General features: G+C 72.8%; 25 protein-coding genes. 5 read left to right on the forward strand and 20 right to left on the reverse strand.

Annotation, left to right across the window (positions count from 1 at the left end; translation table 11 throughout):
• The first annotated feature begins 30 nt into the window (after window positions 1-30).
• Entirely contained in the window at window positions 31-588 is a 558-nt protein-coding gene (locus IEX47_RS10210) for a hypothetical protein (protein WP_188783905.1), read from the forward strand.
• A 27-nt stretch (window positions 589-615) separates the two neighbouring features.
• Here the strand turns inward: IEX47_RS10210 and IEX47_RS10215 are convergent, their stop codons facing one another.
• Window positions 616-1941 (reverse strand): lipase family protein, encoded by a 1326-nt coding sequence (locus IEX47_RS10215; RefSeq protein WP_188783906.1) that lies wholly within the window; start codon window positions 1939-1941, stop codon window positions 616-618.
• A gap of 80 nt (window positions 1942-2021) precedes the next feature.
• Window positions 2022-3098 carry a DNA polymerase domain-containing protein gene (locus IEX47_RS10220; RefSeq protein WP_188783907.1) on the reverse strand — a complete coding sequence of 359 codons (1077 nt, stop codon included), beginning with the start codon at window positions 3096-3098 and terminating at the stop codon, window positions 2022-2024.
• Window positions 3099-3181: 83 nt separating this feature from the next.
• On the opposite strand from IEX47_RS10220, the gene IEX47_RS10225 reads away from it, so the two are divergent.
• Window positions 3182-4225 carry a winged helix DNA-binding domain-containing protein gene (locus IEX47_RS10225; protein WP_188783908.1) on the forward strand — a complete coding sequence of 348 codons (1044 nt, stop codon included), beginning with the start codon at window positions 3182-3184 and terminating at the stop codon, window positions 4223-4225.
• 38 nt (window positions 4226-4263) lie between these two features.
• Here IEX47_RS10225 and msrB read toward each other — a convergent pair whose 3' ends face one another.
• The 14 genes from msrB to IEX47_RS10295 form a co-directional block, all read right to left on the reverse strand.
• A complete protein-coding gene (msrB, locus tag IEX47_RS10230) occupies window positions 4264-4665 on the reverse strand; it encodes a peptide-methionine (R)-S-oxide reductase MsrB (protein ID WP_188783909.1) in 402 nt (133 codons plus the stop codon).
• Between the two features lie 47 nt (window positions 4666-4712).
• Window positions 4713-5231, reverse strand: coding sequence for a cysteine dioxygenase (locus tag IEX47_RS10235; RefSeq protein ID WP_188783910.1), 519 nt, complete (start codon window positions 5229-5231; stop codon window positions 4713-4715).
• Between the two features lie 156 nt (window positions 5232-5387).
• Window positions 5388-7436, reverse strand: a complete 2049-nt coding sequence (locus IEX47_RS10240; RefSeq protein ID WP_188783911.1) for a S9 family peptidase — start codon at window positions 7434-7436, stop codon at window positions 5388-5390.
• A 62-nt stretch (window positions 7437-7498) separates the two neighbouring features.
• Window positions 7499-8266: a hydrogen peroxide-dependent heme synthase gene (hemQ, locus tag IEX47_RS10245; RefSeq protein ID WP_188783912.1), complete on the reverse strand. Its 768-nt coding sequence runs from the start codon at window positions 8264-8266 to the stop codon at window positions 7499-7501.
• A gap of 5 nt (window positions 8267-8271) precedes the next feature.
• Window positions 8272-9639, reverse strand: coding sequence for a protoporphyrinogen oxidase (gene hemG, locus IEX47_RS10250; RefSeq protein WP_188783913.1), 1368 nt, complete (start codon window positions 9637-9639; stop codon window positions 8272-8274).
• A 144-nt stretch (window positions 9640-9783) separates the two neighbouring features.
• Window positions 9784-10344, reverse strand: a complete 561-nt coding sequence (locus IEX47_RS10255) for a flavin reductase family protein (RefSeq protein WP_188783914.1) — start codon at window positions 10342-10344, stop codon at window positions 9784-9786.
• Complete coding sequence (locus tag IEX47_RS10260) at window positions 10341-11513, reverse strand: LLM class flavin-dependent oxidoreductase (protein WP_188783915.1); 1173 nt, start codon at window positions 11511-11513, stop codon at window positions 10341-10343. Before IEX47_RS10260 ends, IEX47_RS10255 begins: the two co-directional genes overlap by 4 nt.
• Window positions 11514-11522: 9 nt before the next feature.
• Window positions 11523-12740 carry an SfnB family sulfur acquisition oxidoreductase gene (locus IEX47_RS10265; RefSeq protein WP_188783916.1) on the reverse strand — a complete coding sequence of 406 codons (1218 nt, stop codon included), beginning with the start codon at window positions 12738-12740 and terminating at the stop codon, window positions 11523-11525.
• The gene (gene sfnG / locus IEX47_RS10270) at window positions 12737-13870 is read right to left on the reverse strand and encodes a dimethylsulfone monooxygenase SfnG (protein ID WP_188783917.1); all 1134 of its coding nucleotides are present in this window, start codon (window positions 13868-13870) and stop codon (window positions 12737-12739) included. The genes IEX47_RS10265 and sfnG overlap by 4 nt, the downstream gene beginning before the upstream one ends.
• Before the next feature lie 125 nt (window positions 13871-13995).
• Window positions 13996-15246, reverse strand: a complete 1251-nt coding sequence (locus tag IEX47_RS10275; protein WP_188783918.1) for an acyl-CoA dehydrogenase family protein — start codon at window positions 15244-15246, stop codon at window positions 13996-13998.
• Between the two features lie 41 nt (window positions 15247-15287).
• On the reverse strand, window positions 15288-16544 hold the full coding sequence (locus tag IEX47_RS10280; RefSeq protein WP_188783919.1) for an acyl-CoA dehydrogenase family protein: 1257 nt from the start codon (window positions 16542-16544) through the stop codon (window positions 15288-15290).
• Between the two features lie 13 nt (window positions 16545-16557).
• A complete protein-coding gene (locus IEX47_RS10285) occupies window positions 16558-17484 on the reverse strand; it encodes a MetQ/NlpA family ABC transporter substrate-binding protein (protein WP_188783920.1) in 927 nt (308 codons plus the stop codon).
• A gap of 99 nt (window positions 17485-17583) precedes the next feature.
• Window positions 17584-18255 carry a methionine ABC transporter permease gene (locus IEX47_RS10290; RefSeq protein WP_188783921.1) on the reverse strand — a complete coding sequence of 224 codons (672 nt, stop codon included), beginning with the start codon at window positions 18253-18255 and terminating at the stop codon, window positions 17584-17586.
• Window positions 18252-19265 carry a methionine ABC transporter ATP-binding protein gene (locus IEX47_RS10295; RefSeq protein ID WP_188783922.1) on the reverse strand — a complete coding sequence of 338 codons (1014 nt, stop codon included), beginning with the start codon at window positions 19263-19265 and terminating at the stop codon, window positions 18252-18254. The genes IEX47_RS10290 and IEX47_RS10295 overlap by 4 nt, the downstream gene beginning before the upstream one ends.
• Window positions 19266-19551: 286 nt before the next feature.
• Here IEX47_RS10295 and IEX47_RS10300 point away from each other — a divergent pair, with 286 nt between their 5' ends.
• Window positions 19552-20457 carry a LysR family transcriptional regulator gene (locus IEX47_RS10300; RefSeq protein WP_188783923.1) on the forward strand — a complete coding sequence of 302 codons (906 nt, stop codon included), beginning with the start codon at window positions 19552-19554 and terminating at the stop codon, window positions 20455-20457.
• A gap of 9 nt (window positions 20458-20466) precedes the next feature.
• Here the strand turns inward: IEX47_RS10300 and hemE are convergent, their stop codons facing one another.
• Complete coding sequence (hemE, locus tag IEX47_RS10305; protein ID WP_188783924.1) at window positions 20467-21522, reverse strand: uroporphyrinogen decarboxylase; 1056 nt, start codon at window positions 21520-21522, stop codon at window positions 20467-20469.
• A gap of 70 nt (window positions 21523-21592) precedes the next feature.
• On the opposite strand from hemE, the gene IEX47_RS10310 reads away from it, so the two are divergent.
• A complete protein-coding gene (locus IEX47_RS10310) occupies window positions 21593-22192 on the forward strand; it encodes a DUF3000 domain-containing protein (protein WP_188783925.1) in 600 nt (199 codons plus the stop codon).
• A 2-nt stretch (window positions 22193-22194) separates the two neighbouring features.
• Window positions 22195-23496: an HRDC domain-containing protein gene (locus IEX47_RS10315; protein ID WP_229662784.1), complete on the forward strand. Its 1302-nt coding sequence runs from the start codon at window positions 22195-22197 to the stop codon at window positions 23494-23496.
• Window positions 23497-23515: 19 nt separating this feature from the next.
• Here the strand turns inward: IEX47_RS10315 and IEX47_RS10320 are convergent, their stop codons facing one another.
• From IEX47_RS10320 to IEX47_RS10330, 3 genes are all read right to left on the reverse strand, one after another.
• Window positions 23516-24874, reverse strand: coding sequence for an ABC transporter substrate-binding protein (locus tag IEX47_RS10320; RefSeq protein WP_188783926.1), 1359 nt, complete (start codon window positions 24872-24874; stop codon window positions 23516-23518).
• A gap of 64 nt (window positions 24875-24938) precedes the next feature.
• Window positions 24939-25331: a type II toxin-antitoxin system PemK/MazF family toxin gene (locus tag IEX47_RS10325; protein WP_188783927.1), complete on the reverse strand. Its 393-nt coding sequence runs from the start codon at window positions 25329-25331 to the stop codon at window positions 24939-24941.
• 192 nt (window positions 25332-25523) lie between these two features.
• Complete coding sequence (locus IEX47_RS10330; RefSeq protein WP_229662785.1) at window positions 25524-26108, reverse strand: hypothetical protein; 585 nt, start codon at window positions 26106-26108, stop codon at window positions 25524-25526.
• Window positions 26109-26127: the final 19 nt, after the last annotated feature.

A 26127-nucleotide genomic window follows, 5' to 3' on the forward strand; every position in this document is an offset into this window, starting at 1 on the left:
GTCTAGAGTGGAGATCAGGAGGCGATCATGATGGCCGGAACCGAACCGACGTACGACGTGGTGCTGCTCGCCGAGCAGGCCCTCTCCGACGTGGACGCGCACGAGGTCGTGGCGCTCCACGAGGAGCTCGAGACCGACCAGGAGGTCGTCTACCACGTGCTGATCCCCGTCGAGGACGCCGCGGCGCGCGTCGAGGCGACCCTCGGGACCCTCGGTGCCGGCGAGCCCCTCGTGGCGCCGGCGATGGCGATGAGCGACCTCGACATCGAGGAGGTCCGCAAGGAGTGCGTCCAGCGCTCCAGCGAGGCCCTCCAGACCAGCCTGGCCAAGCTCCGCGCCGCCGGGGCCGAGGCCGAGGGCCACACGGTCGACGAGGCACCGGTCGACGCGCTGGCCAAGGCGATCGCGGCGGTCGACGGCCGCGAGGCGATCATCCTGACCCGGCCGCACCTGGTGGCCGAGTTCTTCCACCTCGACTGGACCTCACGCGCGCGCCGCAAGCTCGAGGTGCCGGTGCTCCACCTGCTCGAGCACGAGACGCTCGTCGAGCAGTCGGCGGGCGCGGGCGAGGGCGTGACCGGCGCCTGACGCCGGCCCCGCTGCTCCCCCGCCGGATCAGGCGGGGGCGAGCGGCGTCAGCGGGTTGCCCGGGCGGATCGTCGAGCAGTTCGACGGCGCCGGGCTGGTGCCGAAGCGCTGCATGAGCCACGTCGTCGCCTGCGGCAGCCAGAGCGTGACCGTCGTGAAGTGGCTCAGCGGGTACTCCCGGTGCAGGACGCGCACGCCGTCCGCGCAGTACCTCCGGGCGAGCGAGCGGACGTCGCCGGCGATCATCACGCCGTCGCCGGCCCCGATGCCCGGCGTGCTGCCCGACGTCCCCTCGAGCTCGCCGGCGGTGCCCTGGCCGATGAACATCGGCACGGTCGGGCTCGGCCGCCGGCCGAGGTTGAGCTTGTTGACCGTCGACACGAAGATCGGGATGGACGCCGGGTCGGCGTAGGCGGGCTTGACCAGCTTCTTCCAGGTCAGCCCCGGATAGGCGCCCAGCACCTGGCTGATCGGCGCCTTCTGCATCTTGGCGTAGACGGTCCGGCCGTAGTCGCTGAGGTACGGCGTGAGGTCGATGCCGAAGGAGCGCGAGACGCCGACGATCGCCATCGGGATGACACCCGCCCACACCAGGCTGCCGTCGACGTACGCGAGGTTGGCCGAGGGGCGCACCAGCACGCCGCCCTCGGCGGCACCGACGAGGCGCTTGTTGATCCCCGGGGCGTACGTCGGCGCGAGCATGGCGGCCCAGTTGGTGGCGATCGCGCCGCCGGAGTAGCCGATCAGGCCGGCGCGGGCGCCGGGGGCGATGCCGGTGCCGGTGGCGTGGAAGGCGGCGCGCAGCGAGTCGAGGGTGACCCGGCCGTACTCCGGGCCCGCGGCGAAGTCGGCCGTCGGTCCCTCGGTGTCCGCGATGACGAGCGCATAGCCCTGGAGCAGGAACGACACCATCATCGTCGTCTCGGCGTGGCCCGAGAGGCCACCCGGGTTCAGGCCACCGGCGATCGCCCGCGACGGACCGTCCTCGGGGTTGAGCGAGTCGTAGAACGACCCGTAGCCGATCACCTTCGAGGTGGCGCCGGTCAGCGGCCGGATCACCGAGGTCACCCCGGCGATCGCCCGGCCGCGCTGGTCGGTCGTGCGGAAGACGATCTGCCGGACCGACAGGGGCGTCGCGATGCCGGCCAGGGAGTACGGGATCGTGCGGGTCTTGAGGACCGCGCCCGGGGCGTAGTCGGAGAGCGGCCGGCTCCCGCTGTAGGTGAAGAACGGGTCCGGGGTCGCAGCCGTCGCCGACGCCTGGACCAGGCCCGGCGCGAGCAGCGACGCCAGCGTGACGACGAGGGCGAGCACCCTCCGGACCGAGGCACGACGACCCGAGGTCTCCACCATGACAACTCCCCCGCACAGCCGAGGCCCCGCGGCCATCGGTCGGCACATCGTCCGCACTGGCAACGGGTGCTGTCAATGGGTCACTCGATGCGGTTGCCCTCGGCGTCCCAGTGCTCGGCGACCTTCTTCGAGGGCTGCACCCGCGGAGGCTCACCCGGCATCTTCGGGTAGTCCGGCGGCCAGTTGGCCTCGTGCGGCTCGGCCTCCCACAGGTCCAGCAGCGGCTGCAGGTCGCCCTGCTCCCCGGCGTACGACGGGTGGTCGCCGCGGGCGACGCGCTCGCGGACGGTGACCAGGTTGAAGGCGCGGGGGTCCTCGACCTCCGCGAGCTCCGCCCAGGTGACCGGGGTGCTGACGGGCGCTCCGGGGAGAGGGCGCAGCGAGTAGGCGGAGGCGATCGTGCGGTCGCGGTTGTTCTGGTTGAAGTCGACGAAGATCCGCTCGCCGCGCTCCTCCTTCCACCACGCGGTGGTGACGCCGGCGTCGCGCTTCTCGAGCTCGCGGCCGAAGGCGAGCGCCGCGTGGCGGACCTCCTCGAAGCCCCACTCCGGGCGGATCGGCACGAAGATGTGGACGCCGCGGTTGCCGCTGGTCTTGGGCAGGCCGGTCAGGCCGAGCTCGACGAGCAGGTCGTTGGCGAGCCCCGCGACGCGCACGGCGTCGCGGAAGGTGGTGCCGGGCTGCGGGTCGAGGTCGATGCGCAGCTCGTCGGGATGGTCGGTGTCGGCCCGACGGCAGGGCCACGGGTGGAAGGTGAGCGTGCCCATCTGGGCCGCCCAGACCGCGGTCGCCGGCTCGGTCAGGCAGACCTCGTCGGCGGTGCGGCGACTGGGGAAGGCGATGCGGGCGGTCTCGACCCAGTCGGGAGCGCCCTTGGGGATCCGCTTCTGGTAGAAGCCGTCGGCGTCCTTGTCCTGCGGGCCGGTGGCGAGCTTCATGCCCTCGCGCCAGCCGTCGGGCCACCGCTCGAGTGCGGTCGGACGGTCGTGGACCCACTCCTGCATCGCCTCGCCGACGGCCGCGAAGTACTCCGCCACGTCGAGCTTGCTGATCGCCGGGGTCCGGTCGGTGGCCTCGTAGATCACCCGGTCCGGGCTGGAGATGCGGACCTCGCGGCCGCCCGCCTCGACGTACGCCTCCTTGCGACTGCCTGCCATGGCGCCACGCTACCGAGTGCGCCGCACGACGCGGGGCTCCCACAGCCGCGCCACCTGTCAGTGGTCGGTGGGACGATCGCGGCATGAGGGCATCACTGGCTCCGTGGCGGCTCGGGCCGCAGCGCCTGGTCGGCGCTCCGCTCGGCTCGTCTGCCGAGGTCGTCGGCCACCTCGGCGCCGTCCAGTCACAGCTCCACGACATGTCCCTGTGGGCGGTCGGCCGGAGGTGCGACGCGACCCAGGCGGAGGTCGCGGCAGCCTTCGAGGGCGGTGGCTTCGTCCGCACGCACGTGCTGCGACCGACGTGGCACCACGTGCTCGCGACCGACCTGCGCGACCTCATCGAGGTCACCGGGCCCCGCGTGCGGCAGGCGATGGAGAGCAACAACCGGCGCGACGCCCTGCCCCGCGAGGCCATCGAGCGCTGGGCAGCCCTGGCGGTGTCGGTGATCCGCGAGGAAGGGCCGCTGACCCGTCCCGAGGTCGAGGCGCGCCTCGAGGGCGAGGGCTTCGCCCGCGTCGGCAACGGCATGGCACACGTGATGATCGAGGCCGAGCTGACCGGCGAGATCCACAGCGGGCCGCCGCGCGGCAAGCAGCAGACGTACGTCGCGGCCGCGCTCCCGCCGTCGCGTCGCACTCCCGACGAGCGGCTGGCCTGGCTGGCGCGGATGTATGCGCAGGGCCACGGGCCGATCACCGCCCGGGACCTCGCCTGGTGGTCCTGCCTGACGCTGGGACAGGCGCGCGAGGCGATCCGCCTGGCGGAGCTCGCGCCGCTCACCCTCGGCGGAGCGGACCTGTGGGCGGCGGAGCCGGTGGAGGAGGCCGAGGTGCCCGCTGCACTCCTGCTCGCCAACTTCGACGAGTTCATCTCCTACGCGCGCTCGGCCGACGACTACGCCGGCATCGACGGCGACGTCGGCTCGTTCCTGCGCGCGACCGGGCTGCTCTTCGTCGACGGCGGCCTCGCCGGCTCGTGGACGCGCCAGGTGGGGCGGCAGTCGGCACGCGTCACGGTGACACCGGGGCGCCCCCTCGATGCCCGGCTCCTGCGGGCCGTCGAGGCGGAGGCCGAGCGCTACGCGCGCTTCCTCGGCGTACCGGTGGAGCTGGCGTTGGCCTGACGTCGAGGCGGCGCGTGGTCGCGCCGCGTCGGCGCGGCTCAGTCCTGCTTCGGCTCGAGCGTCAGCGCGATGCTGTTGATGCAGTAGCGGTCGCCGGTCGGCGTGCCGTAGCCGTCGGGGAAGACGTGGCCCAGGTGCGAGCCGCAGTTGGCGCAGCGCACCTCGGTGCGCTTCATGCCGTGCGAGGTGTCCTCGATGTACTCGATCGCGTCGGACTCGGGCTGGTAGAACGACGGCCAGCCGCAGCCGGAGTGGAACTTCGTGTCGCTGCGGAAGAGCTCGGCCTGGCAGGCCTTGCAGCGGTAGACGCCGGTGGTCTCCGTGTCGGTGTACTCACCCGTGAACGCGCGCTCCGTGCCCGCCTGGCGCAGCACCTGGTACTCCGCGGGCGAGAGCTGCTCGCGCCACTCCTCGTCGCTCTTCGAAACCTCGTAGGCCATGGCGCCAGCCTAGGGCTGCGCGCAAGCCGCGCCGAGGCGGACGAGGGTCAACGGCCGGGCTCGGCGCCGAGGAGGCGGATCCGGTCGCCGAGGAACTCGTAGTGGTTCATGGCGTCCAGCCGTCCGCCGTACACGTGGAGGGAGACGGCGGGCTCGCCGCTTCGGTTCTGCACATCGTGGACGTGGCCGGCGCCGTGGATGCGGATCGTCGAGCTGGTGACGTGGGCGAGCTTGAGGCCGCCGCCCCAGTTCTGCTCGACGAGGCGGCCGCGCAGCACGGTGAAGGCACCCGCCGCGGTGCCGTGGTCGTGCCAGCCCGTGCTCGCGCCGGCGGGCCAGCTGATCAGCCAGGCCTGGTGCTCGTCGGTCTCCTCGAGCAGGTGGAACGCCCGCTCGGTCGCGCCGTCCGCCAGCTCGGGGGCGAAGGCGAGCAGCTCGGGCAGGTCGGCGTGCTCCTCGAGCACGCGGACGAGGTGGTCGAGGCGGGTGCGCGTGGGCCGGCCGTACGCCGTCCGGCTGCGCGCCGCCTCGAACTGCGGGGACGGGGACTGCGGGGAGAAGGTCATCGTGTGCTCCTGGAGGGGGAGGAGGGGCCCGCCCCGTGGCAGGCGCGGGCCCCCNGAGAAGGCCGGCGGTCAACAACAGCCGTGCCGGCGCGGCATCACCCTCGACAACATGTAATGAATCTAGACCTACTTACTCGACTTTTCAACCCGTCATGGTCAGGCGAGCAGCTCCGGCGTCGTCAGCTCCTTGCCGAGCACGTGGTGGCCGAGGAAGGCCCGGCAGGTCTGGTACCAGACCCGGGAGTGCTCGGGCGTGAGGATCCAGTGGTTCTCGTCGGGGAAGTAGAGGAACCGGTGCTCGGTGCTGCCGTCCTCGGCGGCGGGCAGGCCGGACTTCGTCAGCAGCTCGTACCAGAGCCGCAGTCCCTCCCCGATCGGCACCCGGTAGTCCTTGTCGCCGTGGATGACGAGCATGGGCGTGACGATCCGGTCGACGAACCGGTGGGGGCTGTGCGCGGCCATCATCTCCGGCGACATCTCGCGCTCCCAGTAGAACGCCCCGTCGGTCGTCGGCCCGAAGCCCTCGAGCGCCCACAGGCTCGCGTGCGTGACGATGCAGCGGAAGCGGTCGGTGTGCCCGGCCACCCAGTTGGCCATGTAGCCGCCGAACGAGCCACCCATCGCCGCCGTGCGGCTCTCGTCGATGTCCGGCCGTTCGACCGCGACGTCGGTGATCGCCATCAGGTCGGTGTACGGCGCATCGCCCCACGCGCCCCAGCCGCGCTGGATGAACTCCTGCCCGTAGCCCGTCGAGAGGGCCGGGTCCGGCAGCAGCACGGCGTAGCCCTGCGCCACCATGAGCCACGGGTTCCACCGCCACGACCACGCGTTCCAGCTGCCGAGCGGCCCGCCGTGGATCCACAGGAGCAGCGGCGCCGGGTCATCGGCCGAGGCCCCCTCGGGCAGCGCCAGCCAGCCGCGCACCCGCGCGCCGTCAGGCGCCGTCGCCTCGACCTCGGTCAGCGTGCCGGGCAGCGTGGGCGCCTCCACCGGTCCCCGCAGGAGCCGGGCAGCGACGGGCTGGCCCGACGTACGGAAAGCGGCGAGGTCGATGCTGACCGGCTCCGCCGGGGCGGCGTACGACGAGCGCAGGGCGTACGCCGTGGCCCCGTCCGGCGCGATCCGTACGTCGGAGAACGCCGCGTCGTCGGCGGTGACCTGGCGGACCGTGTCGGGGTCCTCGAGCTCGAGCAGGAAGGCCGGAGCGCGCCCGTCGGAGTCGGCGGTCACCACGATGCCGCTGGAGTCCGGCAGCCAGGCGAAGGAGCCCGGCCAGCGGTCCCAGCCGGGCGCGAGGATCCGCGGCGGCTCGCTGCCGTCGAGCGGCACGAGCGTGATCCGGACCGCGGGTGCGGTGGTCGCGGTCGAGCGGATGAAGTGCTTGACCACGACCCAGCGGCCGTCGGGCGAGACCACGGGGTCGACGTACTCCGCCTCGGGGTCGTCGAGCAGCGTGCGGCGCTCGCCCGTGGCGCAGTCGATGACGACGACGGACTCGCGCTCACCGGCCCCTTCCCGCACGAGCCAGGCGGTGACGAGCGCCGTGCCGTCGGGGGTGAGCGAGGCGGCGACGTACTCGCCCTGGAGCTGGCGGCCCGGGCCGGTGAGCTGACGCAGGTCGAGCTCGCCGTCGCCGACCGTGGCGACGTGGCGCCGGGGCTGGTCCGGGCCGAGGTCGTGGTCCCAGAGCCGCACCGGGTAGCCGGTGTGGAGGATCGCGCTGACCTTGCGGTCCTTGCGGGCCTTGCGCCGCTCGGCGTCGTCGGCGAGGTCGGCCGAGCCACCGAGCACCGCTGCCGTGACCGAGACGACCGGGACGTCGCGAGCAGTCACGACGTCACCGAGACCGCCCGCCGCCTTCGCGACGACGCGGGCCTCGCCGCCGCCCGCGGGCAGCAGCCAGAGCATCGGCTTGGGCTCGTCCTCGTCCTTGGCACCCGGGTCGGGGCGGGCCGAGGTGAAGAGCAGGTCGCCGGTGCAGAGGAACCGCGCGGACGACTCCCCCTTCGCGCTCCGGGTCAGGCGCCGCGCGGGCCGCTCCCCCGTCGGGTCGACCTCCCAGAGCCCGGAGACCCACTTCGTGCCGTCGGCGTCCAGGCTCGCCACCGAGGTGACCAGGCGGGTGCCGTCGGGCGAGAGCTCCAGCCCGGAGAGGCGCGGCAGGCGGAGGAAGGCGTCGAGGTCACCGGCGGAAGGTTGCGTCATGCAACCCTTGCTACCACGTGGCTGGTCGCCCGGTCACCGGGTTTTGGCGCGCCCGGGACCGGTCAGGGAAGGGCGGTGAGGAGATCCGCGATCTCGACCCGGCGACCGGTGTAGAACGGCACCTCCTCGCGCACGTGGCGGCGCGTCTCGGAGCCACGCAGGTGCCGCATCAGGTCGACGATGCGCGACAGGTCGTCGGCCTCGAAGGCGAGCAGCCACTCGTAGTCGCCGAGCGCGAACGCCGGCACCGTGTTGGCGCGCACGTCCGGGTAGTCGCGGGCCATGCCGCCGTGCTCGGCGAGGAGGCGGCGACGCTCCTTGTCATCGAGGAGGTACCACTCGTAGCTGCGCACGAAGGGGTAGACCGCGACGTAGTCGTGCACCCGCTCGTCGGCCAGGAACGCCGGCAGGTGCGAGCGGTTGAACTCCGCCGGGCGGTGCAGCGCCATCTGCGACCAGACGGGCGCGAGGCGCCGGCCGAACGCCGTACGACGAAGGCGGTGGTACGCCGCCTGCAAGGCGTCGGACGAGGAGGCGTGGAGCCAGAACATGACGTCGGCGTCCGCGCGGAGCCCGGCCACGTCGTAGATGCCGCGGGTGGTGACGTCGTCAGCCGCGAGCTCGTCGAGGAGCGCGGTGAGCTCGATCGCCTCGGACTGGCGGGTGGCGTCGTCGACCGCGCCGTAGACGTCCTCGAGCTTGAAGACGCTCCACATCGTGTAGCGGATCAGGTCGTTGAGCTCGTTGATCTTCGCGGCGTTGGACTTGATGTGGGCCTGCGGGTCCGCCTCGGTGGGGACGTCGGTCGGCTGCACGGGAGCGTCGGTCATGGCCCCTATTGTGCCGAGCGCACCTGAGCCGCCGCGCGCCGGGCCGAGCCGATGACCGCAGGGATCCCCACGCCGTCGTACGCCGCGCCGCAGACCGCGAGGCCGGGCACCTCACCGACAGCGTCACGCACGGAGACGACGAGGTCGAGGTGGCCCACGGCGTACTGCGGGAGGCCGGCGGGCCAGCGCTGCACGTGCGTCGCCACCGGTTCGAGGCGGACCCCGGTGGCGGCGTGGAGGTCGGCGAGCGAGCCGACCTCGAGGAGGTGGTCCTGGAGCTGGAGCACGCGCTCGCCCGCGCGACCCAGCGAGGTGCGCAGGTAGAGCAGGTCCTCGCCGTGGGGGCCGGCGCCGCGGCCGGCCCGGCGGACCCAGTCCCACTTGGCGAAGGAGAACGTCGACGCCTTGATCGCACGACGCTCCCGCGGCGGGACGAGGAAGCCGCTCGACGCGAGGTCGAGGAGGGGACGCGCCTCGATCTCACGCACCGCGAAGGTCACCACGACGACGTCGGCGGAGGTGATCCGGGCCAGCGTGGCTGCCGCGTCGGGGACGAGGTCCATCAGCAGGAAGGCGCTGGGAGCGGCGGGGGTCGCGAGCACGACCGCATCGGCTTCCAGCACCTCGCCGGCCACCGTCACCCGGAAGCCCGAGCCGTCACGCACGATGCGCTCGACGTCGGCCCCCGTGCGCACCGCGAAGCGTCCCGACGCGGCGAGGGCCTCGGGCAGGCGGCCCATGCCGCCGGGGATGCCGGCGAACACCGGGGCGTCGCTGACCGGGAGCGCTGCTGCCGCCTCCGTCAGCGAGCCGCGGGCGGCCATCGCCACCAGCTGCGGCACCGCGGCGCGGGCGGAGATCTCGCGCGCCCGCCCGGCGTACACGCCGCCGAGGAGGGGCTCGACGAGCTGGTCGACGACCTCGTCGCCGAAGCGCTCGCCGACGAGCTGCCCGACGCTGATGTCGGCACCCAGGTCGGTCGGGGGCAGCGCAGGCTCCTGGCGAACGCGGGCCATGCCCTCCGGGGAGAGCACGCCGGATGCCTCGAGGTCGTCGAGGTCGAGCGGGACGCCCATGAGGGAGCGCGGGAGGGGCTTCAGCGCGTCACCGGTCCACAGCCGCGACGCGGCGATCGCGGGGTGCTCGAGCTCCAGCCCGGCCTCGCGCGCGAGCGCCACGCCCTCGGGCCGGCGGTTGAGCATCGCCTCGGCGCCGACGTCGACGCGGGCGCCGGCGATCTGCTCGACGCGCAGCTTGCCGCCGACGCGGTCGCTCGCCTCGAGGACCGTGACGTCATGGTCGGCCGCGAGGTCGTGCGCAGCAGTGAGGCCGGCGATGCCGCCGCCGACGACCAGGACCCTGCGACGACTCATGCCGGAAGCCTAGGCCGAGCCCACACCCGGCCCCGCAACTGGTCGTCTCCGGCAGGTTTCCGAGCCGAAGAGGTGCCCCTCGAGACCAGGTGCGGGGGCAGGTTGCGGGGCAGGTCGCCGAGGCAGGTCGCCGGGCAGCAGCAGTCAGTCGACCGGCTTGCCGTTGATCCGGCCGTCGAGGCGCGAGGCGTCCAGGCCGGAGCGGTCCAGCTGGGCGAAGGCGGAGCGGTGGAAGACGAGCGGGTGCTCACCCTCCCCCGCGTCGACCGCGAGCACGCGCAGCAGCACGATGACGTGGTCGCCGGCGTCGAGCTCGTCGTGCAGCACGGTCGTGAACGTCGCGACCGACTCGCGCAGGAGCACGCCACCCCCCGACGACACCGCGAAGCGCAGCCCCGCGAAGCGCCGGTCGGCCGGCCCGGCGAGCTGCCGGCAGAGCGCGTCGTGGTGGTCGGCCAGCACCGAGACGCCGATCTCGCCCGCCTCGCGCAGCGCGGGCCAGGTGTTGCTGGACTTCGCGACCGCGACGGAGACCAGGGGCGGGTCGAGCGAGACCGAGGTGAACGACGAGGCCGCGATGCCGGTGAGCCGCCCGCCGACGTGGGCGCCGACGGCGACCACACCCGAGGGGTAGTGGCCGAACGCCTGGCGCAGGGTGGCGGCGTCCAGCACGGGCGCCTCGGGCGAGAGCGGAAGGGCAGTCATGCCGGAATCTCCTGACGGACGGGGGCGGAACCGAAGGGGACGGCGGGCGCACGCAGGCCGAGGGCGGAGGGCGCCGGATGCGTCCAGCGGCCGCGGCGGGCCAGCTCGGGGAGGACGCCCTCGCCGAAGCGGTACGCCTCCTCGAGGTGCGGGTAGCCGGAGAGGACGAACTCGGAGATGCCGACGGCGGCGTACTCCTCGATGAGGTCGGCGATCTCGGTGTGGCTGCCGACCAGGGCGGTGCCCGCGCCACCGCGGACCAGGCCGATGCCGGCCCACAGCCCGGGGTGCACCTCGAGGCCGTCGCGCGAGCCTCCGTTGAGGTCGAGCATGCGGCGCTGGCCCTCGGACTCGCTGCGGCGCAGCCCGGCCTGGACGCGCGCGATCTCCGCGTCCGAGATGCCGGCGAGGAGGCGGTCGGCCTCGGCCCAGGCCTCCTCGTGGGTGTCGCGCGCGATCGTGTGGAGCCGGATGCCGAAGCGGATCTCGCGTCCACGATCGGCCGCCCGGCGGCGCATGTCCTCGACCTTGCGGGCGACGGCCGCGGGCGGCTCGCCCCAGGTCAGGTAGACGTCGGCGTGCTCCGCGGCGATGTCGTGCGCAGCCGGCGAGGAGCCGCCGAAGTAGATCTCCGGCAGCGGGTCGGGGCGCTGGGCGAGAACGGCGTCGGCGAGCGCGAGGTGCTCCCCGTGGTAGGTCACCCGCTCCCCCGCCCACAACCGGCGTACGACGTCGAGGAACTCGCCACAGCGGGCGTAGCGGGCGTCCTTGTCGAGGAAGTCGCCGTAGGCGCGCTGCTCGTGGCTCTCGCCGCCGACGACGACGTTGAGCAGGAGCCGGCCGCCGGTGAGGTTCTGGAACGTGCCGGCCATCTGGGCGGCGAGGAGCGGCGAGACGAGGCCCGGCCGGAAGGCGACGAGGAACTTCAGCCGCTCCGAGACCGTCGCGAGCATCGCGGTCGTCAGCCAGGCGTCGTCACACCACGCGCCCGTCGGCGTCAGCGCGGCTTCGAAGCCGAGCTGCTCGGCGGAGCGGGCGACCTGCCCGAGGTAGGGCACCGAGGCGGGGCGGACCGACGGACCGGCGGTGACGCCGTGGCCGCCGCCGACAATCTGCGGGCTGTCGCCGCCGTTCGTCGGGAGGAACCAGTGGAACGTGAGGTCGGGCATCAGAGTCCTTCAGAGCTGTCCGTGGTTGGGCGGCAGGGTGCCGTCGACGACCCAGCGGCCGAGGTGCTGGACCTTCCAGCCGGCCGGGTCGTGCAGGGTGTGGGTGCGCGCGTTGCGCCAGTGCCGGTCGAGGTTGAGCGCGCCGAGGGCGGACCGGGTGCCGGCCACCTCGAAGAGCCGCGTCGCCGCGGCCAGCGACGCGTCGGTGGTCGCCGCCCGTGCCGCCGCGACGGCGAGGCTGGCGGTGCCGGCGGACTCGGCGGTCAGGTCGCGGTTGGCCGCGTCGATCGCGGTGGCCGCCTCCCGGAGCAGCGCCTCCGCGGCCCGCACCTGGAGCTCCAGCTGGCCCAGCGCCTGGACGACGAGCGGGTCGTCCGCGGCCCGCTCGACCCCGGCGTCGGGGTAGGGCCGCGACCGCGTCCCCACGAACGCCGCGGCCTCGCGCAGCGCCTCCCGCGCGATGCCGGCGTCGATCGCGGCGTGCAGCACCTGGGCGAACGCGCCATAGGTCTGGGGCCGCTCGAAGGTGAGGTGGTAGGGCATGACCAGGCCGGGCGCGACCGCGACGTCCTCGAGGCGGACCGAGCCGCTGGCGGTCGTTCGCTGGCCCATGCCGTCCCAGTCGTCGACGACGGTCACCCCGGGCGCGTGCCGCTCGACCCACGCCACGTGCAGCGGCCCGTCGGCGTACCGATGGGTGAGGACGGGGATCCAGTCCGCGAGCAGCGCGCCGGTCGCGTAGCCCTTGAGGCCGTTGAGCCGCCACGCGCCGTCGGGGTCAGTCGGGTCGGGCGTCAGCGTGGTGCGGATGTCGCGCACGTGCCTGGTGCCGATCTCCGACTGCGCGTTGCCGAACCGCTTGCCCGCGAGCACCTCCCCGAAGAGGAGCTCCTGCTGCTCCACGGTCCCCTGCTCACGCAGCGCGTTGACGTAGGCGAAGTGGCTGTGCGGGATCTGCGCGACGTTGGGGTCGCCGGCGGCGAGCAGCCGGACCACCTCCGCGACGACGCTCACCGGCAGGTCCGACCCGCCGTACGCCGCGGGGACGGTGATCGCGAGCAGGCCGGACGCCGTGACGGCGTCCAGCTCGGCGACGGGGAGGACGCGGTCGCGGTCGCGCAGCGAGGCCGAGGCGGCGAGCTCGCGGCCGAGGGTCCGCGCGGTCGCGAGCGCCTCGTCAGCGGTGAGCACCGGGACCCGGGTCTCCGGCGTGACGGTGACCGTCATCGCAGCGCGGCCTCACCGGCGTTCTCCCGCTCGGCGGCCTCGAGCTCGCGCACGATCGGGAGGACCTTCTCGCCAAAGTAGACGACGTCCTCGTGGTAGTGCAGGAAGCCGAGCAGGAAGAGGTTCACGCCCTTCTTCTTGTACTCCAGCATGCGGTGCGCGATCTGCTCGGGCGTGCCGACCAGACCGGTGCGGAAGCCGTCGTTGTACTGCACGAGGTCGGTGAACTCGGAGTCCTGCCACATGCCCTTGCCGTCGTGCGCGGACTTGCCGGCCTGCTTCACGGCACCGCCGAACCCCTCGACCGCCTCACGGTCGGCCTTGTCGATGATCTCGCGCAGGACGTCGCGCGCCTCGGCCTCGGTGTCGCGCGCGACGAGGAAGCCGTTGACGCCGAAGCGCACGGTGCGGTTGTGCACCTGGGCGACCTCGGAGACGTCGCGGACCTGCTCCTCGATGCCCTCGGGGGTGTTGCCGTTGGCGAAGTACCAGTCGGCGACGCGGCCGCCCTGGCCCCGGGCGGCCGTCGAGTTGCCGCCCTGGAAGATCTCCGGGTGCGGACGGCCCTCCGAGGTCACCGGTCCGGGCTTCAGCTGGAAGTCGTGGATCTGGTAGAAGTCGCCGCGGTGCTCGAAGGGGCCCTTCTCGGCCGACTCGAAGAGGCCGCGCAGCACCCGGATGAACTCCTCCGACTGGCGGTAGCGCTCGTCGTGCTCGAGCCAGCGGACGCCGAGGTCGACGGCCTCGTCCTTGAACCAGCCGGAGACCACGTTGACCGCCGCGCGGCCGCCGGAGATGTGGTCGGCGGTGATCAGCCACTTGGCGAGCACCGCGGGGTTCCAGAAGTAGGGGTGGACGGCGGCGATCACCTTGAGCCGCTCGGTCTGGGTGAGGAGCCCGAGGCTGAAGCTCGTCGACTCGTGCTGCTGGTCCGCGCCGTACGACGCGGTGTAGCGCACCTGCGAGAGGGCGTAGTCGAAGCCGTTGTTCTCGGCGAGCTGGGCGAGCTTGACGTTGTAGTCGTAGCCCCAGTCGGTGCGCTGCTCGATCTTGCTGACGACCAGGCCCCCGCTGACGTTGGGGACCCAGTAGGCGAACTGGAGGGGCTCGGTGGCGGGGGTGGTGGTCATGGGCGTTCCTTCTGGTTTATCTACATCGAATAACTAGACTTTACAACGGCGGGGCCCCTCTGCGGACACGGGGCCCCACCGATGTGCCGATCCGGTGACAGGCGACGCCTGTCACCCGGCGGCGCTCACGTGTACCAGCTGGGCTCCGGCACCTTGTTCAGCAGGGCGAACTCGCCGACCTCGCGACGCTTGTAGGCCACCGGGTCGTGCAGCGAGTGGGTGCGGACGTTGCGCCAGAAGATGTCGAGTCCGACCTTGTTGCTCGTCGCACGGGCACCCGTCAGCTCGTAGACCTTCGTGCCCGCCTCGAGGGCGATGTCGATCGCCTTCACCTTGCCGGCAGCGACCCGGACGGCCGCGTGACCACGCTGTTCGGCGGTGACGGACTCCCGCTCCGCGTGGAGCAGGCCGGCGAGCTCCTCCCCCGCGGCGTCGGCCAGCGCCTCGGCAGCCCAGAGGTCGGCCTGCAGGCGGCCGTAGCCCTCGAGGATGTACCACTCCTCGGTCGCCTTCTCCTTGTTGTCACCGCCGTAGGGCCAGGCGCGCGTGACGTCCTGCGTGTACGCCGTACCGGCCTTGAGCGCACCCTTGGCGATGCCGAGGTAGAACTCCGTGAAGACCTGCTGGATGGCCGGGAGGTTGAGGGTGGCGTAGTTGAGCGGCTCGAACGGCGCGAACTCCTTGTCGACGTACCCCGCAGCGGCCGCCCACGGCACCCGGACGCCCGTGATCTCGACGCCACCCGACTCGGTCAGGCGCTGGCCGAGGTTGTCCCAGTCGTCGCGGTAGACGATGCCGTCCTGCTTGCTCGGCACGATCGCGAAGATGTGCTTGTCGGTGCCCTCGAGGACGCCCTCCAGCACGGTGAGGTCGCTGATCTTCGAGCCGGTCGAGAAGGTCTTCCGCCCGTTGAACTCGATCTCCTCACCCAGGTCGGTGATGACCAGGTCGTTGTCGCGCGGGTTGACCGCACCGCCGAAGAAGAGGTTGTCGGTCGTGTAGAGCTCCTCGACCGCCGTGACCTGGTCGGCGGTGCCGACCAGGCGGACCGCCCAGGCCCACAGGTAGTGGTAGGCCAGCAGCTGGCCGATCGAGCCGTCGCCCGAGGCGACCTCGCGGATCACCTTGTAGGCCACGGTCCAGGGCTGCTCGGCGCCGCCGTGCGCAGCGGGGCCGAGCAGGGTCACCAGGCCGGCCGCCTTGAGCAGGTCGACCTCGGCCTGCGGCACGGCCTGGGCGCGGTCGCGCTCGACCGCGTCGACGGCGAGGATGCCGGCAACCTCGGCGGCGCGGGCGATCCAGCCCTCGCCGGTGGTCGGGCGCGGCTGGTCGGCCCATGGGGAGGCGCTGAGCGCCTGGGTCACGGAGATGGTCATGGTTGTTGCTCGCTTTCGTCGGTGGAGGTGAGGACAGCGGGTCAGAAGTAGGCGTTCGCCGGGAACGCGGCGCCGTTGACCAGGTGGTCGCCGACCGCCGAGGCCTTGAGGAACGTCGGGTTGTGCGTCGAGATCGTCCGGACGTTGCGCCAGTGCCGGTCGAGGTTGCTGGCCGCCGACGTCGCGGAGGTGCCGCCGACGTCGAAGAGCCGCGCCGCGGTCGCGTAGGAGAACCGGTCGATGGCGACCTTCGCGTGGGCGGCGGCGAGCTGGGCCGCGTCGGCCGCCTCCGCCGTCGGTACGCCGTCGACGACCGAGTCCGCGGCCGCCTGGATCGCCTCGGCCGCGCGCAGCACGATCGCCTCGGCCGCGAAGACGTCCGCCGCGATCTCGCCGACCACCTGGAGGACCTGCGGGTCGCTCGTCGGGCTGCCCGGCGCGGTCGCGTGGCTGTAGTTGCGCGCCCGGCGCCGCACCAGCGCCACCGCGTCGTTGCGGACGCTGCGCAGGATGCCGGCCGTGACCGCCTGCAGGAAGAGCTGGAGGAACGCGCCCTGGTACCCGGGCACCGGTTCGGCCGGGTCAGGCTCGCCGAGGTCGAAGAACTCCTCCGCCTCCACGCGCACGTTGTCGAGCACCGTCGTGCCGGTGCCGGTCAGCCGCTGGCCGAAGCCGTCCCAGTCGTCGAGGATCGTGACGCCCTCGCGGTCGACCGGGATCACTGCGCCCGCGATCCGGCCCTCAGGCGCAGCCGCCCAGATCTGCGTGTGGTCGGAGTAGATCGAGCCGGTCGAGTAGTACTTCGTGCCGTTGAGCCGGTAGCCGTCGCCCTCGGGCGTGAACGCCGTCTCGAAGGCGAGGCCGACCGGCTTCCGGCTCTGCTCGCTGAAGCCGTTGCCGACGAGGCTGTCGGAGCCGGCGAGGTCCACGAGCCGACGCCGGAAGGCCGGGTCCTCGATCGCCTGCAGGTGCTGCTCGACGAACCAGAAGTGCGTCCGCAGGATGTGCGGGACGGCCGAGTCCGCCTCCGCGAGGTCGATCAGCGCGGCGAAGAGCTCCGGGATCGAGAGCCCGGCACCGCCGAGCTCGACGGGCAGCCGGAGCCGGCCCACGCCGGCCTCCTTGAGCCACCCGATCACCTCGTACGGCGCGGTCCGGGTCCGCTCGCGCTCCGACGCGCCCTCGGCGATGCGGGCCAGCAGGGCCGTCCACTCGGGCGACCCGGGCCGGACGACGGGGCGGGGCTGAGCGTCGGACTGGGGGCGGGCCGAGGCCTGCGCTTCTGTCTGGAGGGTCATCTCACTGCTCCTGTCAGCTCGCCGACACGGGGGCCAGCTGGCCCTTCAGCGCGGGGTCGTGGTTGGTCTTCAGGTACTCCTGCACGGCGGGGTCGAAGAAGATCTCCTTGAGGACCTTCACCTGCGGGTCGTCCGCGTACTTCGTGCCGATGACGAGCTGGCCGGCGAAGTCCTTGGGGGCGTCGGGCGCGAGGATGCGCTCGGAGTCGGGAGTGCCGGCGTCGACGAAGCTCATGTTGTAGTCGATGACCGCGTCGACGGAGGGCAGCGAGCGCGGGCCCGCGCCGTACTCGATGTACTGGAACCTGAAGCCCTTGGGGTTCGTCGCGATGTCCTGCTCGGTGGCCTCGGCGGGGTCGACGCCGTCCTTGAAGGTGATCGCCCCTGCCCGCTCGAGGATCCAGAGCGCCTGCGCCGTGTTGGCCGGGTCGTTGAGCAGCGCGATCGTGGCGCCCTTGGGGAGCTTGTCGAAGCTGGGGTACTTCTCGGAGTAGACCGAGTAGGACCACTGGAAGACCGGTCCCAGCGCGGTCAGCTTCCACCCCGTGGAGTCGGTGACCTGCTTCAGCCAGTGCTTGTGCTGGTAGATGTTGGCGATGTAGCGGCCGTCGGCCGTGGCCTGGTCGAGCTGGTTGCCGTCCTCGATGCCGACGGGCTTGATCGTCACGCCGTGCTTCGGCGCGATCTCCGTGCCGAGGTAGGTGAGGAACGCCTTCTCCGAGGCCGAGCTCGCCTGGTAGGCGATCTGCAGCTCGTCGCCGAAGTGGCTGCCGCCGGCAGCAGCCTTGTCGTCGTCGCCGCCGGCGACCCGCCAGGCCACCAGCGCGGCCGTGACCAGGACGGCCAGCGCGACGAGGGCGATCACCAGCCGTCCGCGGTTGCGGCCGCCGAGGTCGAGGTCGTCGAACGCATCAGGGAGGTTCTTGTCGGTCAGGGACATGGGTTCTTCCTTCGGGAGAGGTACGCCGGGAGGCGGGGCGGGGCGGCCGGCCGGCCGGTGCACGCGGAGGTGGGAGCTGGGCGCGGAGGCCAGGGGGCGCTAGCGGGTGAGGGCGCGGACGGCGCGGTCACCACCGAACTGGAGGGCCTGGACGATCGCGACGAGCACGACGATGCAGGCGAGCATGATGTTCTGGTCGAAGCGGCGGTAGCCGTAGTTCACGGCGAGGTAGCCGACGCCGCCGGAGCCGATCGCCCCGGCGATCGCGGAGTACTCGATCATCGCGACGAGGTTGATCGTGAACCCGGCGACGAGCCCCGGGACCGCCTCCTTGAGCTGGATGCCGGTGACGATCTGCCACCGCGTGGAGCCGCCTGCCAGGCCGACGTCGAGCAGCTCGCGCGGCACCTCGCGAACGGCGTTCTCGGTGATGCGCGAGAAGAACGCGACGCCCGCGATCGCCATCGGCAGCAGCGCCGCCTTGAAGCCGATCGTCGTGCCGAAGAGGAGCTTCGTCACCGGGATGACGGCCGCCATCAGCACGAGGAAGGGCAGCGAGCGCCCCAGGTTGGAGACCCAGCTGACGGAGAGGTGCAGGAGCCGGTGGGGCGTGAGCCCGAGCGGCGAGGTGTTGAAGATCAGCAGGCCCAGGGGCAGGCCGAGCGCGACGACGACGGCCATGACCAGGCCGACCAGGCGCACGGTCTCGCCGAGCGCTGGACCGAGGAGCGACGGGACCTGTGGCCACGGCGTCGAGAGGAGGGCGATCATGCGACGGCCTCCCCCACGGCGCGCACGGGGGCCTCGGCGTCCGGCCGCTGCTCGGGCACGAGGCCGCGGGAGACGAGGGCGCGCTCGACGCTGCCGGCGTCGACCCGCCCGTCGACGGCGACCGTCACGCGGCCCACACCGGTCCGGCCGGCCTCCTCGACCAGGGCGGAGAGGACGGCGAGGTCCGAGCCCAGGTCGCGGCTCACCTCCGCGACCCAGAACGGCGAGACCGTGGCCGCGTCGTACCGGAGGGTCCAGGTGCGGTGCCCTGCCGGTGCAGGAACGGCCGGCGGCAGGGGAAGCAGCGCGCGGGAGAGCTCGGAGTCCGAGCGGCGCACCACCTGGTCCACCGGACCCTGCTCGATGATCCGGCCGTGGTCGAGGCGGGCGACGTGGTCGGCGAGGCCGCGCACGACGTCCATCTCGTGGGTGATGACGAGGATCGTGACGCCGAGGTCGTCGCGGAGCTCGCGCAGCAGGGTGGTGATCGAGAGCGTCGTCTCGGGATCGAGCCCCGACGTGGCCTCGTCGCTGAGCAGGACCGAGGGGCCGAGCGCGAGGCCGCGGGCGATCCCGACCCGCTGGCGCTGCCCGCCCGAGAGCTGCGAGGGGTAGTGCCGCGCCCGGTGCAGCATGCCGACGCGATCGAGCAGTGCGTGCACCCGGCGCTTCACCTGGTGCTCCGGTACGCCGTGGTGGCGCAGCGGCAGCGCGACGTTCTCCGCGGCCGTCAGGCGGCGCAGCAGGTTCGCCGACTGGAACACGGTGCCGATCTCGCGGCGCGCGGCACGCAGGTCGGCGCCGCGGAGCGAGGCCAGGTCCTGGCCGTTGACGACGATCGAGCCGCTGGTCGGCCGCTCGAGCAGGTTGACCGTGCGCGCCAGGGTGCTCTTGCCCGCACCGCTCGGGCCGACGACCGCACCGATCTGTGCGTCACCGACGGTCAGGTCGATGCCGTCGAGCACGACGGTCGAACCGTAGGACTTGGTGAGTCCGGAGATCTCGATCATGAGGACTTCCTGGTCGAAGGCAGGCCGGACGGGGTCCGGTCGGCACCGGGAGGAGGAGAGGGGCGTCGCGAACGGCGACGCGGGCCGGGAGCCCGGCCGGGCGCGGTCAGCGACAGGACCGACAGAGGCCGCGCGGCATGGCGGCACGGCCGGACGTGATCGTGGTGCGGGACATGGGGCGACCTCCTTCGGACTTAATAGTAGTATTTCGCTATACATTGTCCAGTGCGTGGCGACCGGGATCGACGATCACCCCCTCGCCGCGCCCGATCACCGGGATGACCGCATGCGCATCGAGCAGCTGCAATACCTCGTCGCCGTCACCGAGCACGGCTCCGTACGCCGGGCGGCTGACCACCTGCACGTCTCCCAGCCGGCCGTCAGCGACGCCCTCGCCCGCCTCGAGCGGGAGCTCGGCGTCGACCTGCTCGAGCGGCAGCGCTCAGGCGCGCGGCTCAGCCCGGCCGGGCGCGAGCTGCTGCCCCGGATGACCGACGTGCTCGACGCCGTCGCCCGGCTGCGCGCGGCGGCCGACGGACGCGCAGCAGCCAGCCACACCGTGCGCATCGGCTCGGTGCACGCGGCGACGAGCGTGCTGCTCCTGCCGGCGGTCCAGCGGCTCCGCGAGCAGCGACCCGAGACGTCGATCGAGCTGCGCACGATGCAGCAGCACGAGATCGCGCTCGGCCTCGTCGAGGGGTCGCTCGACTTCGGCCTGGTCAACCTCCTCGACGGCGACGACGTGCCCGCCGGACTCGCCGGCGCGGAGCTGCGGCGCGGTGCCCCGGTGGCTGTCCTGCCGGCGGGCCACCATCTCGAGGCGGGCGCCGACGTCGGCGCCGACGACCTCCGCGCCGAGCCGTTCATCGGCATGCGCGCGGGCTACCTCATGCACCGCTACGCCCACCGCCTCTTCGGCGACGACCTGCCGCGCACGTGGCACAGCACCGACGGCGCCGAGATGGGCAAGCTCATGGTCGCCGAGGGCATCGGCCTCACGATCCTGCCCGACTACAGCGTCGACCAGGATCCGCTCGCCCGGACGGGGCTGATCACGACCAGGCCGATCCGCGACAGCCCTGCCGGCGTACGCCTCGTGCTGCTGCACCGCCCGCGGGACGGTGCGACGGACGCGGCCCGCACCCTGCTCGGTGCCCTCCTCGACCAGGCCCGGTCACTGCGGGCTGCGTGAGACCGGCGCTCAGTCCAGCGGGTAGCCGTGGACGAAGTCGGTCAGCTTCTTGAGCTGGTCGGGGTCCGTCGACGGGATGACACCGTGGCCGAGGTTGAAGATGTGGCCCTTCGCGGCACGGCCGGCATCGATCACCTCGGCGGCGCGGTCGAGCATCACCTCGGTGGGCGCGAAGACCAGCGTCGGGTCCAGGTTGCCCTGGACAGCGCGGTCGCCGACACGTGCGATGCCGTCGGCCAGCGGCGTGCGCCAGTCGACGCCGACCACGTCGGCGCCCGCCTCGCCCATCAGGGTGAGGAGGTTGGTGGTGCCGACGCCGAAGTGGATGCGCGGGACACCCAGCTCGCCGGCCTCGGAGAGCACGCGCGAGGAGTGCGGCATGACGTGCTCGACGTAGTCGCGCGGCGTCAGCGCGCCGGCCCACGAGTCGAAGAGCTGGACGGCGGAGGCGCCGGCGGCCACCTGCACGCGGAGGTACGCCGCGGAGTGCTGCGCGATCTTGCGCATCAGCGCGTCCCACACCTCGGGGGCGCTGTGCATCATCGCCTTGGTCTTCGCGTGCTCCTTGGAGGGGCCGCCCTCCACGAGGTAGCTCGCGACCGTGAACGGCGCGCCCGCGAAGCCGATCAGCGGGGTCGGACCGAGCTCGGCGACGAGCTGCTTCACCGCCTGCGTGATGTAGGGGACGTGCTCGGGCACGAGGTCCGGGATCGCCTCGACGTCGGCCAGCGTGCGCACCGGCGAGGCGACGACCGGGCCGATGCCGGGCTTGATGTCGAGGTCGACGCCGACCGCCTTCAGCGGCAGCACGATGTCGGAGAAGAAGATCGCCGCGTCGACGCCGTAGCGGCGTACGGGCTGGAGGGTGATCTCGGTGACCAGGTCGGGGTCCATGCAGGACTCGAGCATGCCGATGCCCTCGCGGACCTTGAGGTACTCCGGCAGCGATCGCCCGGCCTGGCGCATGAACCAGACCGGCGTGTGGGGCACCGACTCTCCGCGCGCAGCGCGGATGAAGGCGGAGTCGCGGGTGGCGGAGGCGTCGGCCGGAGTCGTGGGAGTCACAGGACAATCCTCTCAGGTGGCGCGGCGTGGCAGGGCATCGCCGGGTGTGAGCAGTCCTACGCTGGACGGCATGGTCGTCCGTCAGGAGACGCCCCCTAGCCCGGGCGCCCCCCTCCAGCCCGAGGAGTTCCGTCGCGCCGTCGCCAGCATGCGCTCGGCGAAGCTGCGCAGCGAGGTCTTCTGTGAGGACATGCCCGCCCCGCAGCGCATCGCGCCGTACGCCGCCGCGCTGAGCGCCGACGTCACCGTCGACGACGAGGACCTCGGCACCGGCCGGATCATCCTGCTCCACGACCCGGCGGGCAACGACGCCTGGCAGGGCGAGTACCGCTGCGTCGCCTACGCCCGCGCCGAGATCGACCCGTCGATGATCACCGACCCCCTGCTCGCGGAGGTCGGCTGGGCCTGGCTGACCGAGGCGCTCGAGGCGCACGGCGCCAGCTTCCACGCGGCCTCCGGCACCGTCACCCGCGTGGCGACCGAGGGCTTCGGCGGGATGTCCGACGACGACTCCTCCGCCCAGCTCGAGATCCGCGCGTCCTGGACCCCCGACACCCTCGACATCGCCTCCCACGTCGAGGCCTGGGCCGAGCTCCTCTGCACTGCCGTCGGCCTCGAGCCGGTCCCCGAGGGCGTCGCCGCCATGCCGAGCCGCCGAGGGCAGCGCTGAACGTGACTGATCCTTCCGCTCCCCGACCGAACGACGACGCGTCGGCCGACGACGCTGTCGCGCCTGCGGCCGAGCTCGCTCCCCTGCTCACCCTGCGCGACGGCCTGCCGCCGATCATCGAGACCGATGCCGACCTCGCGGCGTACGCCGCGCAGCTCGCCGCCGGCAGCGGCCCGGTCGCGATCGACGCCGAGCGCGCGTCGGGCTACCGCTACTCCGCGCGGGCCTACCTCGTGCAGCTGCGCCGCGAGGGCGCCGGCACCGCCCTGGTCGACCCGATCGGCCTCTCCACGCTGGCCCCGCTCGCCGAAGCGCTCGAGGGCGCCGAGTGGATCCTCCACGCCGCCACCCAGGACCTCGCCTGCCTGGCCGAGATCGGCCTGCAGCCCGGCTCGCTCTTCGACACCGAGCTCGCCGGGCGCCTGCTCGGCTACCCCCGCGTCGGCCTGGCCACCCTGGTCGAGGAGCTCCTGGGCCAGCGCATGCGCAAGGAGCACTCCGCGGCCGACTGGTCGAAGCGCCCGCTGCCCGAGTCCTGGCTGGAGTACGCCGCCCTCGACGTCGAGGTGCTGATCGAGCTCCGTGACCTGATGGCCGCCGAGCTCGAGGCCGCCGGCAAGGCCGAGTGGGCTCGCCAGGAGTTCGAGCACCTCCTCGGCTTCACGCCCAACGTGCGGGTCGACCCTTGGCGCCGCACCTCGCAGATGCACCGGGTCCGCAGCCGCCACGGCCTCGCCGCCGTCAAGCTGCTGTGGGAGGAGCGCAACGCGATCGCCGCCGAGCGCGACGTCACCCCCGGCAAGATCATCCCCGACTCCGCGATCGTCGAGGCCGCCCTCGCGATGCCGTCGGACCGCAGTGCCCTGCTCGCTCTCAAGGGGTTCCACGGCCGCGGCGCCGAGCGCTACTCCACCCGCTGGATCGCCGCGATCCGCGAGGCCGCCGCGCTCCCCGAGGCCGAGCTCCCGCCGCGCACCCTGCGCGGCGACGGCCCGCCGGTCCCCCGCGCCTGGGCCGAGAAGGACCCGGTCGCTGCCCGCCGCCTGGCCCACGCCCGTGACGCGGTCGCCGCGCTCGGTGAGCAGGTCGGCACGCCCGTCGAGCAGCTCCTGCAGCCCGATGCGCTGCGCCGTCTGCTCTGGACCCCGCCGCGCACGCGGCAGCCCGACGAGCTGCTGGCCGCGGTCGGCGAGCAGCTCACGACGTACGCCGCACGGCCGTGGCAGGTCGAGCTCGTCGCTCCCCTGCTGCGCGACGCGATCATCGCCGGCGACGTCGAGCCGGCCACCACCGACGAGGCCTGAAGCCCCGCCGGGCGACCGGTCAGTTCTTGCCGGACGCCGAGGCCGAGGGCGACGGCGTGACGGACGCCTTCGGGGGCGACAGCACCGCCTTCGACTCCTCGTCGATCTTCTTGGTCAGCGCCTCGATGTCGATGACGCGGCTGTAGAAGAGCTGGTACACGTCGCCGTGGACCGCCCGCTCGAGCGCCGGCCACGACTCGATCAGCGGCAGCGTCACGATGTCCTTGACCGAGCGGTTGAAGACGTAGGCGTGGGCCGGCATCCGGTCCTGCTGGAGGAAGGCGTCGGACTCGGCGACCTCGGTGTTGGCCGGCACCATGTAGCCCGCGGCGGCGACGTCGGAGACCGCGTCCTTGCCGATCGCGTGCACGACGAAGTCGGCCGCGGCACTGGTGTTGACGGCCTTCGCCGAGATGCAGAGACCGCTCGCGTCACCGAGCGTGCGGTCGTCGGGCAGCGCCGGCATCGGCATGACGTCGAAGCTGAGCCCCGGCGTACGCCGCAGCTCGGGGGTGAGCGTGCGGAAGCCGGCCATCATCGCGAGCTTGCCGGCCTTGAAGAGGTCGAGAGCACTGGTCGAGCGGAGCTCGCGCGGCGTCGGGGTGATCGCGCCCTTGCGCAGCAGCTCCAGCGAGGTCGTCAGCGCCTCGAGACTGCCGTCGGAGGCGAGGTCCAGGCGCTTGGGGTCGCGGTCGTCGTCGAAGAGCGAGCCGCCCCCGGAGTAGACGAACGGGGCGAGGCCGCTGAGGCTCGGGTCGACGTAGACGCCCTTGGCGCCGCGGCGCGCGCCGAACCTGGCCGCCTCGGCGAACTGGTCGAAGGTCCAGGTCGCGTGGTTCTTCGGGACGTCGAGGCCCGCCTCGGCCATCTCGGAGAAGTCGACGAGGTTGGTGTTGTAGTACATCACCATGGGTGAGATGCCGTAGGGCATGCACTCGAGCCGGTCGGAGTGGGAGAAGGCGCGGATGCTGTCGCGCTTGTAGAGGTCGGTGAAGTCGACACCACGCGAGTCGAGGAGCTCGTCGATCGGCTGGTTGATGCCGGCGTCGACGATCTCGCCGAGGTCGCGGCGCGACATCAGGAAGACGTCGGGGACCTCGCCCTTGCGCAGCCGGCGGAGCGCCGCGTCGGCGCTCGACACCTCGACGAGGTGGACCTTCACGCCCGGGTGGTCGACGTCGTACTGCTTGACCATCGAGCGGTAGGCCTTGACCTCCGCGGGCGCGCCGTAGACCAGGAACGAGATGTCGGTGGGCTTGCCCGACGGGCTCGCGCTCGCGGCACTCGTCGTGGGCGCGGGGTCGGTCGGGTCGCTCGAGCAACCCGCGGCGACAGTCGAGACGATCGCCATCACAGCCACCAGCACGGAACGCCTCACGGCAGCAGGCCCTCCTCATCGTGTTCCCCAGTACAGCGGCCCCACCCTAGCGGCCCGATGGTCGTCAGGCCGGGGCTCCCGGTGTGAGGTACGGCGCGGCTGCGGCCACGACCGCTGCGAACACCTCGGGCGCGAGCGCGGCACCCTCGCGGCGTACGGCGGTGGGGGCGAGGCGGAGCAGACGGTCGAGCCGGACCTCGCTCGCGCGGCCACGGTGGTCCCACGGGCCCGTGCCGACGTCCATCCAGTGACGGCCGACGGAGGCCTCCTGCGCCGCGTCGCGGTCGTGGTCCTTCGACGTCATCGGGAGGGCCAGCCAGGCATCGCCCTCGCGCGCGAGCAGGAGGACCGGCCGGTCCTTGCCCTGCGTCGGGTCCTCCTCGTAGGGGACCCAGGCCCAGACGACCTCGCCCGGATCGGGCTGTCCGTCGGCCTGCGGGGCGTACGTCGCGTCCATGCCGGTGACCCTACGTCGCCGAGGCGGTGGAGCGAGGTGCGCCGGACCGGGAGCGCCTCACGGCGCGTGGCCGCTCGCAGCGGCTGATTTTGGGACCCGGGGCTGCCACGGCCCGGCGCACCCGAGAAGTGTAGGTCGGCCCGGGTGATCACGCACGTGGACCGGGTGGGTCTGTGACCAGCGTGACGTGGGTCAGGAGAGACCGTGGTCGAGCTCGACGTGCGCGGCGCCCTCGAGCTGCTCGCTGAGCGTGAGCACGGGCTCGTCGTTCGCCCGGCCCAGGCTGGCCCGGCCGACCGCCACCACCCGCGCGAACGCCGCCGCGCGGAGCAGCACGTCGGCGAAGTCCGTGCGCACGATGCCGCGCAGCACGTCGTCGACCATCAGCCGCACCTCGTCGGGCCCGGGCGGCTCGGAGACGCCGGCCACCACACGGGCGACCTCGGCGGCGTGCCGGCCCGCGTCGTACTCCTCCGCGGCGGAGAGCGGAGCGGCATGGACCCACCCGCGCAGCAGGTAGAGCCGCCACAGGCAGCCGGCGAGCGTGTGCGCGGGTGCGTGCGACCAGAGCTCGGCGAGCGTCTCCATGCCCTCGGTGTCGGCCAGCGTGAGGACGCGCTGCGCGGTCACCTCGTCGCCGGCGGCGCGGGCTCCCCGGACGAGGACCGCGGCCGCCACCTCGGCAGCCTCGGTCACCGCAGCGGGGTCGACGCCGTTCTCCAGGGCGGCGAAGAAGCGGTCCCCCGGGATCATCGGGCGGTGGTGCTGGCGGCTCACCCGACCAGCCTAGGCGCGC

Origin of the sequence: Nocardioides phosphati (assembly GCF_014646375.1) — a bacterium.
In the GTDB taxonomy this organism is placed as follows: domain Bacteria; phylum Actinomycetota; class Actinomycetes; order Propionibacteriales; family Nocardioidaceae; genus Nocardioides; species Nocardioides phosphati.

Bases quoted from the DNA above. Each gene is read 5' to 3' on its own strand.
- IEX47_RS10290 (WP_188783921.1), bottom strand. From the start codon at position 18,255: ATGATCGCCCTCCTCTCGACGCCGTGGCCACAGGTCCCGTCGCTCCTC.
- IEX47_RS10265 (WP_188783916.1), bottom strand. From the start codon at position 12,740: ATGACGGTCACCGTCACGCCGGAGACCCGGGTCCCGGTGCTCACCGCT.
- IEX47_RS10225 (WP_188783908.1), top strand. From the start codon at position 3,182: ATGAGGGCATCACTGGCTCCGTGGCGGCTCGGGCCGCAGCGCCTGGTC.
- IEX47_RS10235 (WP_188783910.1), bottom strand. From the start codon at position 5,231: ATGACCTTCTCCCCGCAGTCCCCGTCCCCGCAGTTCGAGGCGGCGCGC.
- IEX47_RS10255 (WP_188783914.1), bottom strand. From the start codon at position 10,344: ATGACTGCCCTTCCGCTCTCGCCCGAGGCGCCCGTGCTGGACGCCGCC.
- IEX47_RS10260 (WP_188783915.1), bottom strand. From the start codon at position 11,513: ATGCCCGACCTCACGTTCCACTGGTTCCTCCCGACGAACGGCGGCGAC.
- IEX47_RS10240 (WP_188783911.1), bottom strand. From the start codon at position 7,436: ATGACGCAACCTTCCGCCGGTGACCTCGACGCCTTCCTCCGCCTGCCG.
- IEX47_RS10285 (WP_188783920.1), bottom strand. From the start codon at position 17,484: ATGTCCCTGACCGACAAGAACCTCCCTGATGCGTTCGACGACCTCGAC.
- msrB (WP_188783909.1), bottom strand. From the start codon at position 4,665: ATGGCCTACGAGGTTTCGAAGAGCGACGAGGAGTGGCGCGAGCAGCTC.
- IEX47_RS10210 (WP_188783905.1), top strand. From the start codon at position 31: ATGGCCGGAACCGAACCGACGTACGACGTGGTGCTGCTCGCCGAGCAG.
- hemG (WP_188783913.1), bottom strand. From the start codon at position 9,639: ATGAGTCGTCGCAGGGTCCTGGTCGTCGGCGGCGGCATCGCCGGCCTC.
- IEX47_RS10280 (WP_188783919.1), bottom strand. From the start codon at position 16,544: ATGACCCTCCAGACAGAAGCGCAGGCCTCGGCCCGCCCCCAGTCCGAC.
- IEX47_RS10325 (WP_188783927.1), bottom strand. From the start codon at position 25,331: ATGGACGCGACGTACGCCCCGCAGGCCGACGGACAGCCCGATCCGGGC.
- IEX47_RS10310 (WP_188783925.1), top strand. From the start codon at position 21,593: ATGGTCGTCCGTCAGGAGACGCCCCCTAGCCCGGGCGCCCCCCTCCAG.
- sfnG (WP_188783917.1), bottom strand. From the start codon at position 13,870: ATGACCACCACCCCCGCCACCGAGCCCCTCCAGTTCGCCTACTGGGTC.
- IEX47_RS10300 (WP_188783923.1), top strand. From the start codon at position 19,552: ATGCGCATCGAGCAGCTGCAATACCTCGTCGCCGTCACCGAGCACGGC.
- IEX47_RS10275 (WP_188783918.1), bottom strand. From the start codon at position 15,246: ATGACCATCTCCGTGACCCAGGCGCTCAGCGCCTCCCCATGGGCCGAC.
- IEX47_RS10215 (WP_188783906.1), bottom strand. From the start codon at position 1,941: ATGGTGGAGACCTCGGGTCGTCGTGCCTCGGTCCGGAGGGTGCTCGCC.
- hemQ (WP_188783912.1), bottom strand. From the start codon at position 8,266: ATGACCGACGCTCCCGTGCAGCCGACCGACGTCCCCACCGAGGCGGAC.
- IEX47_RS10295 (WP_188783922.1), bottom strand. From the start codon at position 19,265: ATGATCGAGATCTCCGGACTCACCAAGTCCTACGGTTCGACCGTCGTG.
- IEX47_RS10220 (WP_188783907.1), bottom strand. From the start codon at position 3,098: ATGGCAGGCAGTCGCAAGGAGGCGTACGTCGAGGCGGGCGGCCGCGAG.